The sequence below is a fragment of the Streptomyces sp. NPDC018833 genome, assembly GCF_044390825.1.
Classification (GTDB): Bacteria; Actinomycetota; Actinomycetes; order Streptomycetales; family Streptomycetaceae; genus Streptomyces.
In genome coordinates this window covers 233,802-249,412 of sequence record NZ_JBIRZM010000012.1, presented here as the reverse complement: position 1 = coordinate 249,412, position 15,611 = coordinate 233,802, and the positions used below count along the sequence as shown (strand labels likewise).

The 15,611-nt window shown below is 71.6% G+C and carries 18 protein-coding genes and 1 pseudogene; 8 read left to right on the top strand and 11 right to left on the bottom strand.

The genetic code is table 11. The annotated features are described in order from the left end of the window. From ACH5AF_RS24205 to ACH5AF_RS24190, 4 genes are all read right to left on the bottom strand, one after another. On the bottom strand, positions 1–259 hold a 259-nt coding region (locus ACH5AF_RS24205; RefSeq protein WP_398904110.1), incomplete at its 3' end, for an electron transfer flavoprotein subunit beta/FixA family protein. A gap of 180 nt (positions 260–439) precedes the next feature. After that, positions 440–1,042: a flavin reductase family protein gene (locus tag ACH5AF_RS24200; protein WP_398904108.1), complete on the bottom strand. Its 603-nt coding sequence runs from the start codon at positions 1,040–1,042 to the stop codon at positions 440–442. A gap of 27 nt (positions 1,043–1,069) precedes the next feature. Next, a complete protein-coding gene (locus tag ACH5AF_RS24195) occupies positions 1,070–1,168 on the bottom strand; it encodes a putative leader peptide (protein WP_398904107.1) in 99 nt (32 codons plus the stop codon). Between the two features lie 73 nt (positions 1,169–1,241). Further along, the gene (locus ACH5AF_RS24190) at positions 1,242–1,544 is read right to left on the bottom strand and encodes a TlpA family protein disulfide reductase (protein WP_398904133.1); all 303 of its coding nucleotides are present in this window, start codon (positions 1,542–1,544) and stop codon (positions 1,242–1,244) included. A 269-nt stretch (positions 1,545–1,813) separates the two neighbouring features. On the opposite strand from ACH5AF_RS24190, the gene ACH5AF_RS24185 reads away from it, so the two are divergent. Continuing rightward, positions 1,814–2,536 (top strand): lysophospholipid acyltransferase family protein, encoded by a 723-nt coding sequence (locus tag ACH5AF_RS24185; protein ID WP_398904105.1) that lies wholly within the window; start codon positions 1,814–1,816, stop codon positions 2,534–2,536. 24 nt (positions 2,537–2,560) lie between these two features. Here the strand turns inward: ACH5AF_RS24185 and ACH5AF_RS24180 are convergent, their stop codons facing one another. From ACH5AF_RS24180 to ACH5AF_RS24160, 5 genes are all read right to left on the bottom strand, one after another. Beyond that, positions 2,561–3,253: a B3/4 domain-containing protein gene (locus tag ACH5AF_RS24180; protein ID WP_398904103.1), complete on the bottom strand. Its 693-nt coding sequence runs from the start codon at positions 3,251–3,253 to the stop codon at positions 2,561–2,563. Positions 3,254–3,286: 33 nt separating this feature from the next. After that, complete coding sequence (locus ACH5AF_RS24175; RefSeq protein ID WP_398904101.1) at positions 3,287–3,886, bottom strand: transglutaminase family protein; 600 nt, start codon at positions 3,884–3,886, stop codon at positions 3,287–3,289. A 76-nt stretch (positions 3,887–3,962) separates the two neighbouring features. Continuing rightward, positions 3,963–5,024: a threonine aldolase family protein gene (locus tag ACH5AF_RS24170; RefSeq protein ID WP_398904132.1), complete on the bottom strand. Its 1,062-nt coding sequence runs from the start codon at positions 5,022–5,024 to the stop codon at positions 3,963–3,965. Beyond that, positions 5,021–5,776: an SDR family NAD(P)-dependent oxidoreductase gene (locus tag ACH5AF_RS24165; protein WP_398904130.1), complete on the bottom strand. Its 756-nt coding sequence runs from the start codon at positions 5,774–5,776 to the stop codon at positions 5,021–5,023. The genes ACH5AF_RS24170 and ACH5AF_RS24165 overlap by 4 nt, the downstream gene beginning before the upstream one ends. 26 nt (positions 5,777–5,802) lie before the next feature. Beyond that, positions 5,803–7,197 (bottom strand): DUF6421 family protein, encoded by a 1,395-nt coding sequence (locus ACH5AF_RS24160; RefSeq protein ID WP_398904099.1) that lies wholly within the window; start codon positions 7,195–7,197, stop codon positions 5,803–5,805. A 438-nt stretch (positions 7,198–7,635) separates the two neighbouring features. Between ACH5AF_RS24160 and ACH5AF_RS24155 the strand changes: the two genes are divergently transcribed. Continuing rightward, entirely contained in the window at positions 7,636–8,319 is a 684-nt protein-coding gene (locus ACH5AF_RS24155) for a glycerophosphodiester phosphodiesterase (RefSeq protein WP_398904097.1), read from the top strand. Between the two features lie 477 nt (positions 8,320–8,796). On the opposite strand, the gene ACH5AF_RS24150 is transcribed toward ACH5AF_RS24155, so the two are convergent. Next, entirely contained in the window at positions 8,797–9,351 is a 555-nt protein-coding gene (locus ACH5AF_RS24150) for a GNAT family N-acetyltransferase (protein ID WP_398904095.1), read from the bottom strand. Positions 9,352–9,577: 226 nt separating this feature from the next. Between ACH5AF_RS24150 and ACH5AF_RS24145 the strand changes: the two genes are divergently transcribed. From ACH5AF_RS24145 to ACH5AF_RS24130, 4 genes are all read left to right on the top strand, one after another. After that, complete coding sequence (locus ACH5AF_RS24145; RefSeq protein WP_398904092.1) at positions 9,578–10,132, top strand: DUF5134 domain-containing protein; 555 nt, start codon at positions 9,578–9,580, stop codon at positions 10,130–10,132. Positions 10,133–10,229: 97 nt separating this feature from the next. Next, complete coding sequence (locus ACH5AF_RS24140; protein ID WP_398904091.1) at positions 10,230–11,165, top strand: M56 family metallopeptidase; 936 nt, start codon at positions 10,230–10,232, stop codon at positions 11,163–11,165. A 33-nt stretch (positions 11,166–11,198) separates the two neighbouring features. Then, positions 11,199–11,897 carry a phosphatase PAP2 family protein gene (locus ACH5AF_RS24135; protein ID WP_398904089.1) on the top strand — a complete coding sequence of 233 codons (699 nt, stop codon included), beginning with the start codon at positions 11,199–11,201 and terminating at the stop codon, positions 11,895–11,897. A 26-nt stretch (positions 11,898–11,923) separates the two neighbouring features. Further along, positions 11,924–12,622, top strand: coding sequence for an HAD family hydrolase (locus ACH5AF_RS24130; RefSeq protein ID WP_398904128.1), 699 nt, complete (start codon positions 11,924–11,926; stop codon positions 12,620–12,622). Here the strand turns inward: ACH5AF_RS24130 and ACH5AF_RS24125 are convergent. Then, positions 12,619–13,051: pseudogene (locus tag ACH5AF_RS24125) on the bottom strand (integrase core domain-containing protein); the annotation flags it as partial. The gene ACH5AF_RS24130 and the pseudogene ACH5AF_RS24125 overlap by 4 nt on opposite strands. Before the next feature lie 195 nt (positions 13,052–13,246). Here ACH5AF_RS24125 and ACH5AF_RS24120 point away from each other — a divergent pair. After that, entirely contained in the window at positions 13,247–13,927 is a 681-nt protein-coding gene (locus tag ACH5AF_RS24120; RefSeq protein WP_398904087.1) for a TetR/AcrR family transcriptional regulator, read from the top strand. Positions 13,928–14,107: 180 nt separating this feature from the next. After that, positions 14,108–15,454 carry an FAD-dependent oxidoreductase gene (locus ACH5AF_RS24115; protein ID WP_398904086.1) on the top strand — a complete coding sequence of 449 codons (1,347 nt, stop codon included), beginning with the start codon at positions 14,108–14,110 and terminating at the stop codon, positions 15,452–15,454. Positions 15,455–15,611: the final 157 nt, after the last annotated feature.

Sequence of the window (15,611 nt, the reverse complement as noted above, 5' to 3'; positions counted from 1 at the left end):
CATGGACGGCCTTGTCCGCACCCATCGACAGCGCCTTGCGCAGCGCGTCCTTGGCATCCTCGGGACCGACGGTCAGCACGGTGACCTCCGCATCGTCGGCCTCGTCCGCGATCTGCAGCGCCTGCTCCACCGCGTACTCATCCAGCTCCGACAGCAGGCCGTCGACGTCGTCGCGGTCGACGGTCAGGTCATCGGCGAAGTGCCGGTCGCCGGTGGCGTCGGGCACGTACTTCACACAGACAACGATCCTCAGGCTCACGCCGGCTCTCCTACTGCATCGTCTCTACTGGACTGCCTTGTGAACGCAGCATAGGCGTCCGAAGGGGCGGATCCCGGTCGGGGCAGGCCGCGCTCCGATCGAAATATTACTCGCCAGTACATCGAGGTTGGTCTCGCTAAGCAAGCGCTTTGCCATGTGACCTTGACAACGGCGGCCAGGTCAGTCACGCAGCGCCGTGAAGCGGCCGCGGTGGTACAGCAGGGGGCGGCCGCCGCCGACCGGGTCCCCGGCCACGACCTCGGCGATCACCAGACGGTGGTCGCCCGCGGGCACCCGTGCCACGACTCGCGCCACCAGCCACGCCACGACCCCTTCGAGGACGGGCACGCCCTCGGGACCGGTGTGCCAGCGGGTGGGCGGCGCGAAGCGGTCGGCGCCGCTGCGCGCGAAGGTGGCCGCCAGCTCCTGCTGGTGCTCGCCGAGTATGTGCACGCCTATGTGCTCGGCCTCGGCGACGGCGGGCCAGCTGGAGGACGTGGTGCCCACACCGAAGGAGATCAGGGGCGGGTCGGCGGCAACGGAGGTGAGGGAGGTCGCGGTGAAGCCGGCGGGGCGCTCCCCCGGAGCGGTGACGATCGAGACGCCGGCGGCGTGCTGGCGGAAGACGGCCCTGAGCAGGTCACCCGCGGCCGGAGAGGCGGCGGGCGGGGCGAGAGGTGAGTGCTGGGGGCCGACACGGCCGACGGGGATCACAGGCCGGGCTCCGGTACGGCCGGAGGAGGAAGCGGGGGCCGGGGTGCCGAGGTGGGTCGGGGCCGTCATCGAGGTTTCCTTCTGCATGGGTGCGAACTAGGCGGCTGCGGCGGCGACATCAGCCGGACAGCGCGCGCTCGCGTAACGGACGAGGTCCACATGGACGCGTCCGTGGAGAAGGAGAACTGGAGGCACGGATGTCAGCCTGACGACGGTTGCCCTGTGCAGTCAAGTGCGCACCGGAATGTGGGACCGGTGTCACGGCGCGTCATACGGCGCGTCCGAGCGCGGCGATGACGTCGGCCCGGCGGGGCGCTCCCGAGGCCCTGGTGACGATGCGGCCCGCGGAGTCGAGCACCAGGACGGTGGGCGTCTTGACGATGCCCAGTTCCCTGACGAGCTCCAGCCGCTCCTCGGCGTCGATCTCGACGTGCGCGACCCCCTCGACCATGCCCGCGACGTCCGCCAGCGTGCGACGAGTCGCACGGCACGGCTGACAGAAGGCCGTCGAGAACTGGACGAGCGTCGCGCGCCGCCCGAGCCCCGCGCCCAGCTCCGCCGTACCGAGCATCTGATGCGGGTCCTGAACGCCCACCGTGGGCCCACCTCCGTCGAGTCGTCCACCGCTGTAGCGTTGAGCCGTGGCCGATGATTCCCGGCTGCCGGGGTGAACGCGCAACGACGGCACACCCGACGTGATGAGAATCTCGCCCATACCAGGCCCCAGGGCTGGTCAGCACGCCACGCATAGGGGACGATCGCCCCAATGCCGAAAACCTACGGCTGCGTAACTTCTACCGGGAGAACCCTCCCCGGGCACGACGAAAGGGTCCTCCCCAGATGGCAGAGCTCGTCTATCGGCCGGTCATCGGCGCCGCCCTCACGATGTTCAAGGCGCTCGACCTGAAGATCGACACTCAGGGATCCGAGAACATTCCGCGTACCGGGGGTGCTGTCCTGGTCAGCAACCACATCAGCTACCTGGACTTCATCTTCTCCGGCCTCGCCGCACTGCCGCAGAAGCGCCTGGTCCGCTTCATGGCCAAGGACTCGGTCTTCCGCCACAAGGTCTCCGGACCCCTCATGCGGGGCATGAAGCACATCCCGGTGGACCGCAAGCAAGGCGAGGCGGCCTACGCGCACGCCCTTGACTCGCTGCGCTCGGGCGAGATCGTGGGCGTCTTCCCCGAAGCGACGATCTCTCAGTCGTTCACCCTGAAGTCCTTCAAGTCGGGTGCGGCACGGCTGGCGCAGGAAGCCGGCGTGCCGCTGATCCCGATGTCGCTGTGGGGCACGCAGCGGCTGTGGACCAAGGGCCGTCCGCGTAACTTCCGACGCTCGCACATCCCGGTGACGATCAGGGTCGGCGAGCCCATGGAGGCGCCGACGGACCAGTACGCCGGCGCGATCACGCGGCGGGTGCGCGAGCGGGTGCAGGAGCTGCTGGAGGCGGCTCAGCGCGCGTATCCGGTGCGGCCGAAGGACGCGGCCGACACCTGGTGGGTACCCGCGCACCTCGGGGGCACGGCACCCACGCCCGCCGAGGTCCGCGAGGCCCGCTGAAGCCGTGCCGCGAGGCGCTGTCCCTTACCGGGGTGCGTGGACCGTGACCTGCGCCCCGGGGCTCAACTTCTCCAGCCCCTCGGCGAGTTCGCCGGCTGCCGCCCCGAGCTCGCCGCCGGTCGCGGGCGCCATGCCCTCCAGCAGGAACAGGGCGTTCACCGTGTCCTCGGTGAGCCGGGTGCGCACACCCTGGCGCCAGTTCCAGCGGCGACAGGTCACCCCCTCCTCGTCGCACCAGACGACCTCGCCGGCCTCGGGGTGTTCCATGCTCTCCGTGCCGCCCGCGACGGTGTGGAACGGCTCTCGGCCCGTGGCGCGTACCAGGCGCATGGCACCGGCGATGCGGTCGGTGTCCTCGCCGCCGACCGGGATCAGGTGGGCGACGCTGATCGCGTTGTAGAGATCGACCAGCGCGTTGATACGAGGCAGTCCGCCGTCGGCGAGTGCCCGCCGGGCCAGCGCCTCGGCCGAGTTGCGGGTGCGCGAGGGCTTGGAGCCGAAGGCGGTGTACGCCGCGCGCCAGGCCGCCATGTGCGGGTCCTCGTGCGGGGCACGCCCGTCCAGCCGGACGGCGAGGCGGCGTACGGCGTCGTCCAGCAGCGCCGAACTGTCCTCGCCGCTCGGGCCGTTCACCAGGCCACGTGCCTCGACGGCGACATGGACGAAGCCGGGCGCGAGGGCGCGCACCTCGTCGGAGACGGTGAGGGAGAGAGCCATGGGTCCGCCGATCGAGTGTCCGTGGGCAGCGTGTCAGATGTGCGTGGGCAGCATGCGCCAGAGGGCCGGCCGGTCGGGCGCTGCCCGGAGTGCCGCGAGAACCGCCGCGTGGGGTTCAGCAAAGAGTATCGGATAGTCCACTTCATTGAACTCGGGTCGTACGCGCCAGGCCAGCCGCTCCTCCGCCAGCGAGAACCTGGCGTCGACCCCGGGCTTGTTGCCGCGCGGATCCTGACGCAGCCAGCCCGGCATGCCGGGCAGCCGGATGGCGACCAGCCCGTGGACCATGGGGCGGGAGCCGTCGTCGTCCGTGAGGCGCTGGTAGCACAGGGCGGTGGGGATGCCTTCGGCGCGCAGCAGAGCGGCGAGCGCGTGGGACTTCGCATGGCAGATGCCGGTCCCTTGCGCGAGGACGTCCGACGCCCGCCAGGTGACCCGCATATCGCCGCTGTCGGCGGAGTGCGCGATGGTGTCGCGGACGAATTCGTAGGCCGCCTTGGCGTATGAGTATGCGCCGATGCGATCGGCGCGCAGCATCGCCACGGTTTCCCGTACACAGGGATGCCCGTGGTCGATGACGGCATCTGCGGCGAGATACGCGGAAATCTCAGGGGTGTGCTGCATCAGCTCCATGGCCCCTGACCGTAGAGATGCGGCCGACCGGGTGTCAATCAATTTCCGGTCGACCGCATGACTATGCACTAACCCGTCAGTGGGCCATCTCTTCCTTCAGCGCCTGGACGAACGCGTCCACGTCGTCCTCGGTGGTGTCGAACGAACACATCCAGCGCACGTCACCGGCCGTCTCGTCCCAGAAGTAGAACCGGAAGCGCTGCTGCAGCCGCCGGGTCACCTCCTGCGGCAGCCGTGCGAAGACGGCGTTGGCCTGCACGGGATACAGGATCTCCACCCCGTCCACCGTGCGCACCCCCGCGGCCAGACGCTGGGCCATCTCGTTGGAGTGCCGGGCGTTGCGCAGCCACAGATCCTTGGCGAGCAGTGCCTCCAGCTGCACGGAGACGAAGCGCATCTTGGAGGCGAGCTGCATCGACATCTTGCGCAGATGCTTCATGTGGCTGACCGCGTCCGGGTTGAGGACGACGACCGCCTCGCCGAAGAGCATGCCGTTCTTGGTGCCGCCGAAGGTGAGCACATCGACACCGACCGCGTTGGTGAAGGTCCGCATCGGGACATCCAGCGAGGCGGCCGCGTTGGATATCCGCGCACCGTCGAGATGGACCTTCATGCCCAGACCGTGCGCGTGCTCGACGATGGCGCGGACCTCGTCCACCGTGTACACGGTGCCCAGTTCGGTGTTCTGGGTGATCGAGACGACCTGGGGCATCGCCCGGTGCTCGTCCTCCCAGCCCCATGCCTGCCGGTCGATCAGCTCGGGAGTGAGCTTGCCGTCCGGGGTCGGCACGGTGAGCAGCTTGAGGCCGCCCATCCGCTCCGGCGCACCGCCCTCGTCCACGTTGATGTGTGCGGTCTCCGCGCAGATCACCGCGCCCCAGCGGTCGGTGAGCGCCTGGAGGGCGGTCACATTGGCGCCTGTGCCGTTGAACACGGGGAACGCCTCGGCCGTCGGCCCGAAGTGGCTGTGCATGACCCGCTGGAGGTGCTCGGTGTACTGGTCCTCGCCGTAGGAGACCTGATGGCCGCCGTTGGCGAGGGCGAGAGCCGCGAGCACCTCCGGGTGGGCGCCCGCGTAGTTGTCACTGGCAAACCCGCGGACGGACGGGTCGTGGTGACGGCGGGCGTCGGTCTTCAGGGTTTGGGGGTCAGCCACAGACGCTGTCCATTCAGTTCCTCGGCGGGGCGGTCCCAGACTGCGGCGATGGCGGCGGCCAGCTCCGACACGTCGGTGAAGCCCGCGAACTTCGCATTCGGGCGCTCGGCGCGCATGGCGTCGTGCACCAGTGCCTTGACGACCAGGATGGCAGCCGCTGCGGCCGGGCCCTGATCGCCCCCCGCCTTGCGGAAGGAGTCGGCGACGGCGAGTGTCCACGCCTCGGCGGCGGCCTTCGCCGCGGCGTAGGCGGCGTTCCCCGCGGTGGGCTTGGTGGCTCCCGCGGCGCTGATCAGCACATAGCGGCCGCGGTCGCTGCGCAGCAGTGCGTCGTGGAAGGCGAGCGAGGTGTGCTGGACCGTACGGATCAGCAGCTTCTCCAGCAGCGCCCAGTCGGCGGGATCGGTGTCGGTGAAGCCGGCGCTGCCGCGCCAGCCGCCGACGAGGTGCACCAGTCCGTCGACCCGGCCGAATTCCTTCTCGGTCCTGTCCGCCCATTCCTTGGCGGCGTTCAGGTCGAGCAGATCGACGGTGTCGCCGATGACGGTGGCGCCGCCGTGCGCGTACCGGGCGGCATCGACGGCCTGCGCCAGCCGCTCGGCGTCGGCGTCGGAGGCGACGACGGTCGCACCGGCCTCGGCCAGTCTCAGCAGGGTGGCCCGTCCGGCGGGGCCGGCCGCACCGGCCACCGCCACGACCGCGCCTTCGAGCGCGCTGCTGCCGTTCCGGTTCATGATCGTCGCCTCCTGGATGCGAGAGCTCACGCGGCCGCTCCGACCGAAGCAGCGGTGATCCCCTTGGTGGAGGCGATCACGTTCTTCAGTTTCTTGGAGAGCGCCTCATAGAACATGCTCAGCGGAAACTCGTCCGGAAGCACGTCGTCCACCAGTTTGCGCGGCGGCTGCGTCAGATCCAGGGCATCGGGGCCCTTGGCCCAGCGGGAGCCCGGGTGCGGGGCGAGGTAGCTGGAGACCAGCTCGTACGCGGCGAACCAGTGGACCAGCTTCGGCCGGTCGATGCCGTCGCGGTAGAGCTTCTCGATCTCGGCGCACAGCTCGTTGGTGACCTTCGGCGCCCGCTCCCAGTCGATCTTCAGTGTGTTGTCGGTCCACCGCACCACGTCGTGCTTGTGCAGGTACGCGAACAGCAGCTGGCCGCCGAGGCCGTCGTAGTTGCGGTTGCGGTCGCCCGTGACCGGGAAGCGGAACATGCGGTCGAAGAGGACGGCGTACTGCACGTCGCGGCCGTGCCGGTTGCCCTCGGCCTCCAGCTTCACGGCCTCCTTGAAGGCGGTGAGGTCGCAGCGCAGCTCCTCCAGGCCGTACATCCAGAACGGCTGGCGCTGCTTGATCATGAACGGGTCGAACGGCAGGTCGCCGTGGCTGTGGGTGCGGTCGTGGACCATGTCCCACAGGACGAACGCCTGCTCGCAGCGCTCCTGGTCGCCGACCATCTCACGGATGTCGTCGGGCAGCTCCAGACCGAGGATGCGCACGGCCTCCTCGGTGACGGCGCGGAAGCGGGCCGCCTCGCGGTCGCAGAAGATGCCGCCCCAGGTGAAGCGCTCGGGCGCCTCGCGTACGGCGATCGTCTCCGGGAAGAGGACCGCGGAATTGGTGTCGTACCCAGCCGTGAAGTCCTCGAAGGTGATGCCGCAGAAGAGGGGGTTGTCGTAGCGCGTGCGCTCCAGCTCGGCGAGCCAGTCGGGCCAGACCATGCGCAGGACGACCGCTTCGAGATTGCGGTCCGGGTTGCCGTTCTGCGTGTACATCGGGAAGACGACGAGATGCTGCAGCCCGTCCTCACGGCCGGCGGCCGGATGGAAGGCGAGCAGGGAGTCCAGGAAGTCCGGGACGGTGAAACCGGCCTTGGCCCATGCGCGGAGGTCGGCGACGAGGGCCCGGTGATAGGCCTCGTCGTGCGGGAGCAGCGGGGACAGTTCCTCCACCGCGCCGACGACCCGCTCGACGGCGGCCTCGGCATCGGAGCGGGCGGGGGCGCCCTCTGCGTCGAAGTCGATCGAACCGTCCTTCGACTGCCAGGGGCGGATCTCTTCCACGGCATTCTTGAGCACCGGCCAACTCGGGTGGTCGACCACCCGGCCGGCGCCAGATATGCCCCTTGCGGCCACGTCCTGCACAAGAATTTCCGTCATGTCACTTCCTTCACGGGAGAACCTCGCGTCAAGACACCGTATCCATCGCGCGTTCCTTCCTACAAGAGGAGGCTTGGGAAATTATCCTGCGGGACCCCCATGATCGCAGAAGTTTTTACGGCGAGTGGCGGTCGTCACGCACAGTCCGGGCCCCATGAGCACATCGTCGAGCACCTCGGGGGGCCGGTCGGTCAAGAAGACGCCGGACGCGCCCACCGGCGGGTGATCCGCACTCCGCACCACACCTCGTCACGGCTGCCAGCACCGGCTTCGCCAGGGCGGGCGGGACGCGGACGGGCAGCTTCCGGACACCCCGCGCGAGAACGGTCCCCTCCCGCGGACGGGCCGTTAGGCTGCCTCCTTACCGCGTGCGCCCCCACCGCGCGGGCGAGCGGGGGCCGGGCCGCGGGAGCCGCCGTCGACGGAAGCGAGAGAATCTTGACTTTCCTCACCATCGGTCATCGCGGGGTCATGGGCGTCGAGCCGGAGAACACCCTGCGCTCCTTCGTCCGCGCCGAGCAGTGCGGCATGGACGCCATCGAACTGGACCTGCATCTGACCAAGGACGGCGCGCTGGCCGTCATGCACGACGCCGACGTGGACCGCACGACCGACGGAAACGGCCCCATCGCGGAGAAGACCCTCGCCGAACTGCGTCAGCTGGACGCTGGCCTGGGCGAGCAGGTGCCCGTCTTCGAGGAGGTCCTCGACGCCGTGCGCTCACCGCTCCAGGCCGAGATCAAGGACGTGGCGGCGGCACGCGCCCTGGCCGAGGTGATGGAGCGCCGCGACCTGGTGCCCCGGGTGGAGGTGTCGTCCTTCCACGACGAGGCCGTCGCGGAGATCGCCTCGCTGGTGCCCGGCGTGCGCACGGTCCTGATCGCCAGCCGGTGGGGGACGGACATCGTGGACCGGGCGAAGGCGGTGGGCGCGGCCACGCTGGCGCTGAACATCCGCCGGCTCACGCTGGAGACCGTGGAGCGCGCCCACGGGGAGGGACTGGGAGTGATCGGCTGGGTCGTCAACACCCAGGAGCACCTGCGGCTGGTGCGTGCGCTGGAACTGGACGGCGCGACCACGGACTTCCCCGAGATCCGGCGCACGGGGCGGTTCACGGCCTGACCCGGGCGAGGGTGCCCGCGCGCGGCGGCGGGTCCCACGAGGCGGCCTCTGCAAGGGGCGGCTGCCGGCGGCCGATCGGTCCTGCAAGGCCGCTGCTCCCTGCCGAGGGCGCCCGCACGCGGCTACAGGCCCCCGAGGCGGCGCTCGCGGCCTCGGGGCTCGGCAAAGGGCGGCTGCTGCCGACACGCGGGGTCCCGGCAAGGCGCCGGTCACGGCGAGCGGGGCCTGCAAGGGGCGGCCGCTACCCGCCGAGGCTGCTGCTCCGGCGCGGGCACCCCGCGCGCGGCGACGGGTCCTACGAGGCGGCTGCCACCCGCCGATCGGTCCCGCAAAGCCCCTGCTCCCTGCCGAGGGCGCCGGCCGGGCGCCGACCCCGCCCCCAGAGGGGGCTGGGCGAGCCGGCTGCTCGCGGCCGAACGATCTCGCAAGGCGCCGGCTGCTGGACCCTGCGGGGCCTTCGCCGGGCGCCGGCTGACGTCAGCCTTCGAGGTCCTTCACCAGCAGTTCGAAGACGAGGTCGTCGCGCTGCGGGATGCCGAACCGCTCGTCGCCGTACGGGAACGGGCTCAGCTGTCCCGTACGGCGGTAGCCGCGGCGCTCGTACCAGGCGATCAGCTCCTCGCGGACGCTGATCACCGTCATGTGCATCTCCCGCACGCCCCAGGTCTCGCGTGCGCTGCGCTCCGCCTCGGCGATCACCCGGCGGCCCAGGCCGCCACCCTGGAGCTCGGGGCGGACGGCGAACATGCCGAAATAGGCGGCGTCCCCCCGATGTTCGAGCTGGCAGCACGCGATCGGCTCCCCGTCGCGCTCGACGACCATCAGCCGGCTGCCCGGAGCGGTGATGACCGCGAGCACACCTTCCGGGTCCGTGCGCCGGCCGTGCAGGATGTCGGCCTCGGTGGTCCAGCCGGTGCGGCTGGCGTCGCCGCGGTACGCCGACTCGATCAGCGGGACGAGTACCGACACGTCGGCGGCCACCCCGTCACGGTAGGTGAGCTCGCCGGATTCCCGGGGCGGTGCGGTGTCCATGGGCGGCTCCGTTTCGACCAGGTGCCGGGCACGGCAGGGTGCAGGCACAAGGGGTAGGCGTGGCAAGAGGGTAACGCGGCCCGCGAGCGGACCGGTTCCGGTCCGGGCTCCCCTGGCTCCTCCCTGCCTGCGCCCCTGGCGCGCTCCCCCTGCACTCCCGTGCGCTCGCGTGCGTACCGCCGCTGCGGGCATGCCCCCTTCGACGCCGTCGAAGGGGGAGATGCGCGTGCACGCACCGATGACGTCCGGCTGGCTGCTCATGGCGCTGTGTGCCGCGACCGGGGCGTACTGCCTGGTGCGGATGCGCAGGTGCGCGGGTGGGGCGCGCGAGGCGGCCGGCGGCGAGGCGTTGATGGGCTTCGGCATGGCCGCCATGGCCGTGCCCGCCACCCTGCTCACGCTGCCGTCCTGGCACTGGGTGGTGTACGCGGTGGTGTTCGCCGCCGCGGCCCTGCGCGCGATATCGGCCATGCGCACCGACCGGCATCATGTGCACCATCTCGTCGGGTGCCTGGCCATGATCCACATGGCCGCGGCGATGGCAGGCTCCGGCGGCGCTCACGTGTCCCACGGGGCCACCGGTACCCCTGTGCTGACGCTGGCCCTGTTCGTCTACTTCGCGGGGTACGTGCTGCGCACCGGCCTGCGGCTGGCGCCGGTCCCGGCACCGGCCGGAGCGCCGGGCACGCCGGTGCCCACCCGGGGCTCCGGGCCGGAACTGGCCCTGGCCTGCAGGCTCTCGATGGGCCTGGCGATGCTGGCGATGCTTCTCACTTCGTGAGACGCCCCAGGCGGTCTCCCCGGGTCAAACCGTGGTGTGCGTCACTTGCCGGGCACGGCCATACCCGCAGGTAGCCTCTCGCTCATAGGCTGGCCGCATGATGGTCTCGCTCGCGCTGCTTCTGCTCGGCGCACTGGCCGCCGTTGTCGCCCCACGACTGGTGTCACACGGCGACTGGGCGGAGCGCGAGCCCGTCGTCGCGCTGTGGGTGTGGCAGTGCGTGGTCGCCGCCGTGCTCCTGTCGTTCGGCCTGTCGATGACCCTGAGCGCCGCCGCCGCCTGGCAACTGGTCCGCGGCCATGTCTTCGCCCCGGCACCCCACGGCGTCGTCGAGGCCTACGCCCTGGGCGCGAGCGGGCCCTGGTCCGCCGCGCTGGCCGTCCTCCTGGCGTGCGGCGGGCTGTGGACCGCGGCGATGCTCACGCACGAGGTGCTGCGGACCCACGCGCGCCGCCGCCGGCGGCGCAGGGAACTGCTGGTGCGCTCACCGCTGCTGCCCGGCGAGGTGCCCGGCGACGAGCCGCTGGTGGTCCTGGAGGGCGAGCGGCCGGACGCCTGGTGGCTTCCGGGCGCGGCTCCCCAACTGGTGATCACGACTGCCGCGTTGCGCAGACTGAAGGGCAGTCAGCTGGATGCGGTGCTGGCGCACGAGCAGGGACACGCCCGGGCCCGGCACGACTGGCTGCTGCACTGCTCGGCGGCGCTGGCCAACGGGTTCCCACAAATCCCGGTGTTCGCCGCCTTCCGCGACGAGATGCACCGGCTGGTCGAGCTGGCCGCCGACGATGTCGCGTCCCGGCGGTTCGGGCGGCTGACGATCGCCCTGGCCCTGGTCGAACTGAACGAGGAGAGCGGGGTGTTCGGCCCCTGTCCCACGCCGGGCGCGCAGCTGCCGCAGCGGGTGAACCGGCTGCTCAGCCCGGTGCCGCGGTTCACCGCCGGCCGCCGGCTCCAGCTGACGGCGGCGGCCGCGCTGGTGCCCGTGGTCCCGTTGCTCGTGGCGTTCGTCCCAGGACTGCGCGCGCTGGGATAGCCGCACCGCCTGCCGAGGAGTCAGGATCGGAGCATGTCCTCCTCGCAGAAGCTGAGCCCGGCCCCTTCCCCGCCCCGCCGTCCGGCCCCGCCCATGACGGCGGCGGCCCGCACCGGCACGCTCTGCCTCGCCCTGACGGCCGTGCTGACGCTGCTGGTGGCCCTGCCCTGGTCGCCGCTGGTCTCCTTCGACCGCGACGTCGTGGAGACGCTGCACGGCTCCGCGGTCACCCAGCCAGGGTTCACCCATGTCAACCGGGTGCTGACGGACTGGGTGTGGGATCCGTGGACGATGCGCCTGCTGGCCGCCGCGGCGACCCTTTGGCTGTGGTGGCGCGGCGAACGGCTCCTCGCGGTGTGGGTGGCGGCGGCGAGCGTACTGGCCGCGGCCGTGCAGCAGTCGCTGAAGGCGGTGGCCGACCGTGAGCGGCCGCAGTGGCCGGACCCGGTGGACTCGGCGCAGTACGCGGCCTTCCCGTCGGGTCACGCGATGACGGCTGCGGTCACCTGCGGGCTGCTGCTGTGGCTGGCCCGCCGCTGCGGAGCTGCCGGGCACGGCTGGGCGGCAGGCGTGCTGGTCGCGGGCGTCAGCGTCCTCGGCGTCGGCCTCACGCGCCTGTACCTGGGGGTCCACTGGCCGTCCGACGTCGTCGCCGGATGGCTGCTGGGGGCCTCCGTCGTGGCCCTGACGGTGCTCTCCTACGAACGGCTGGCCTTGTCTCGGCGCGGCTGAGCCGTGAAGGATACGACGGTATGGCGATCAAGGCTGTGCTGTTCGACTTCTCCGGCACCCTGTTCCGTATCGAATCGGCCCACGACTGGCTCCGCGCCGTGCTCCGCGAGCGGGGGATGTCGCTCCCGGACTACGAGGTGGCCGGCCTCGCCCGACGGTTGGAGCGGGCCGGTGCGCTTCCGGGCGGACCGCAGCCACGGCAGCTGCCGGACCATCTGGCCGGGCCATGGGCGGTACGCGACACGAGCACGGAGCTGCACCGGGCGGCCTACACCGGTCTCGCCCGTGAGGTGGCACTACCCGACGAGGGCCTGTACGACGCGCTCTACGACCGCCATATGACGCCTGCCGCATGGCGGCCCTACCCGGACGCGGCCGAGGTGCTGCGCAGGCTCCGGGAGCGCGGCGTACGCGTCGGCGTGGTGAGCAACATCGGCTGGGACCTGCGGCCGGTGTTCCGCGCCCACGGCCTCGACGCGCTCGTCGACGCGTACACGCTGTCGTACGAGCACGGGGTGCAGAAACCGGATGTGCGGCTCTTCCGCACGGCCCTCGACGCACTGGGCCGGGATCCGCGGGAGGCGCTGATGGTGGGCGACGACCGGCGGGCCGACGGTGGCGCGGCGGGCCTGGGCTGCGCGGTCCTTTTCGTCGATCATCTGCCGGTGGACGAGCGGCCCGAGGGGCTTCGCCCGGTGCTCGCTCTGGTCGACCGGGCCCGCTAGTTGTATCGACCTGAAGCGTTGTTCACGCGGCTGATCGGTGGCTGGCCTCCGAGTGCGGTGTGGCACCGGTGATGGTTGTAGCTGCGCAGGAAGATGTCCCAGTGCGGCGGAGCGCTTGTTGTTGCTGGTGCAGGGCCGGACGCAGGCCCATTCGTCCAGCGGGATTCGGTTGAAGTGCTCGACCTTTCCTTTGGTCTGCGGCCGTTACGGGCGGGTGCGCTTGCCGGCTGCACCTAGGTCGGCCAGGGCCTGTGCCAGGCGTGGCTGTGGCGGTAGGCGAAGGCGTCTGTCGGTCACTATCCGCTCGATGCGGGTGATGCCCCCAGTGGCGCAGAAGGCCGCGGCCCGGCGCAGGAAGGCGGCGCAGGTGGCGGCCTTCTCATCGGCGTGGACCTCGCTTTAGGCGAGGCGGGTGTGGTCGTCGGCGGCGCCCGGAGCGCAGTTCGGCAAAGGGACCGGAGCACACTGAAGACAGGCGACCGAAATGGGTGAAGAGCCACCCGGACCGGACGATCCCCCGCGTCGCCCGGTCCGGGCAGCACCCCCGCCGACCAGCCCTGGAGACTGGGGAAGCGGGACACGCTGAGTATATTGGCTCAGAGCCAGTCAACGCAGGAGTTCAGCATGTCCCCGCGAAGCGCAGAGGTCAATGAAGAGCTCCGTCGGCGTTCGCGCGAGCGGCTGCTGCAGGCGACGGTGGAGCTGGTCGACGAGCGCGGGTTCGAGGCGACGACGCTCGGTGACATCGCCGACCGCGCGGGCTCGGCACGCGGACTCGTCTCGTACTACTTCCCCGGCAAACGGCAGCTGTTGCAGTCCGCGGTGCACCGGCTGATGCACCGCACCCTTCGGGCCGCCCTGGAGCACGAGCCGCCCACCGAGGACGGCCGCGAACGCCTGGCCCGGGCCATCGACGCGATCCTCGGCCTCGCCGTCGAACACCCGAGGCTGATGCGTACGCACATGGCGGGGATCCTCCAGGCCGAGGGCTTCGTCCAGTGCCCGGAGCAGCAGCAGCTCGCCGCTCTGCTGCGCGACACCGTGCGGCGGTACGGCTCCACCGACGTGGACACCGACTACCCGCTGCTGCGGGCCCTGCTCATGGGCGCGGTCTTCGCGGTGCTGCTGCCGGGTGCCCCGATGCCCCACCCGCGGCTGCGCGCCGAGCTGTTCCAGCGCTACGGGCTGGACTGGGAGCTGGGCGTTCCGCCGGGCCAGGCCCGGCCCGGGGGAGCGACTCGTCCCGTCCCGGCCCTTCCGGGTCAGTCGCCGAAGTCCGCCGGGTCCGCGGAGTCGTCGAATTAGGTCGGCTGCGTCCGTACATTGGGCTCCCGCGTCCGCACATTGAGCTCTTGCGTGCGCACCCGCGCCGGCGCCGGTGCGCCGGTCGTTCATCTGACGCGCCGGGACGCCACCCGGGCCGGAGACTCCCCAGGGGCGCGCGCCGGTGCGATGCTGGAATCCCCTGCGGGAAGGAGCGCAGCCGTGCTTCGTGTCGCCGTCGTCGGTTCGGGACCCAGCGGGGTCTACGCCGCACAGGCCCTGGTCCAGCAGTCCGCCGTGCCCGACGTCCGGGTGCACATCCTGGACCGTCTCCCCTGCCCGTACGGGCTCGTGCGCTACGGGGTCGCCCCCGACCACGAGAAGATCAAGTCGCTGCAGAACAACCTCCGGTCCGTGCTCGAGGACGAACGCATCGACTTCGTCGGCAACGTCGAGGTGGGGGCGCACGGCCTCACACCCGCACGGCTGCTGGAGCTGTACCACGCCGTCGTCTACTGCGTGGGGGCGGCGCGGGACCGCAGGCTCGGCATTCCCGGCGAGGACCTGCCCGGCAGCCACTCCGCCACCGACTTCGTCTCCTGGTACAGCGCACACCCCGACGCGGTGACCGGCGGTTTCCGGCTCGGCGGACCGTCGGCCGTGGTGATCGGGGTCGGCAACGTGGCTGTGGACGTGGCCCGCATCCTCGCCCGGGGGGCGGACGAACTGCGCACCACCGATGTGCCCGAACCGGCGCTGGCGGCGCTCGCCGCGAGCCGCGTGCGCGATGTGCACATGGTGGGCAGGCGCGGCCCGTCCGGGGCCAAGTTCACCACGAAGGAGCTCCGCGAGCTGGGCGCGCTGCCCGGTGCGGACGTGATGGTCGAGTCCTCGGACCTCGCCCTGGAAACGGCGTACGCCGACCCGGAGGCCGTGCCCGCGGTCGTTCGCCGCAATCTCGCGGTCGTACGGGAATGGGCCGCGCGGCCGCCCGCGGGGCGGGCGCGGCGCATCCATGTGCGATTCTTCCTCCGCCCGGTGGAGGTGCTGGAGGGCGGCGGACGGGTGGCGGGCGTCCGCTTCGAGCGCACGGCGCCCGACGGCCGGGGCGGGGTGCGCGGCACGGGCAAGTACGAGGACATCGAGGCCCAGCTGGTGCTGCGGGCGGTGGGCTACCGGGGCGTCCCCACGCCCGGGCTGCCGTTCGACACGGACCGCGGCATCGTGCCGAACGCGGCGGGGCGCGTACTCAGGGACGGTGCGCCGTCCCCCGGCGAATACGTGGCGGGGTGGATCAAGCGAGGACCGACCGGCGTCATCGGCACGAACCGGCCGTGCGCCAAGGAGACCGTCGCCTCCCTGCTCGACGACGCGCCGCAACTGGCGGCCCGGCCGGTCGCGGCTGATCCGCTGGCCGAGCTGCAGGCGACGGGTCAGCGTCCGGTCGCCTGGCCGGGCTGGCTGGCCATCGAGTCGGCCGAGGAAGCGCTGGGCCGCACGCTGGGCCGACGCTCCGTCAAGATTGCGGACTGGCAGGGCCTGCTGTCGGCGGCGCGCGGGGCGGACTGAGGGGAGCGCGCGCCTGCTGCCGGGCGACGGATCGGGCCGGCCGCGACCGCCCGAGGCTACCGGCGGCGGACCGGGGCCGCTCAAGGCCAGCCTGCCAGCGACGCGCCGGGCGGGCTGAGCCCGGGGCTTGCCGAGGGTTGCGCACCGGGCCGACCAG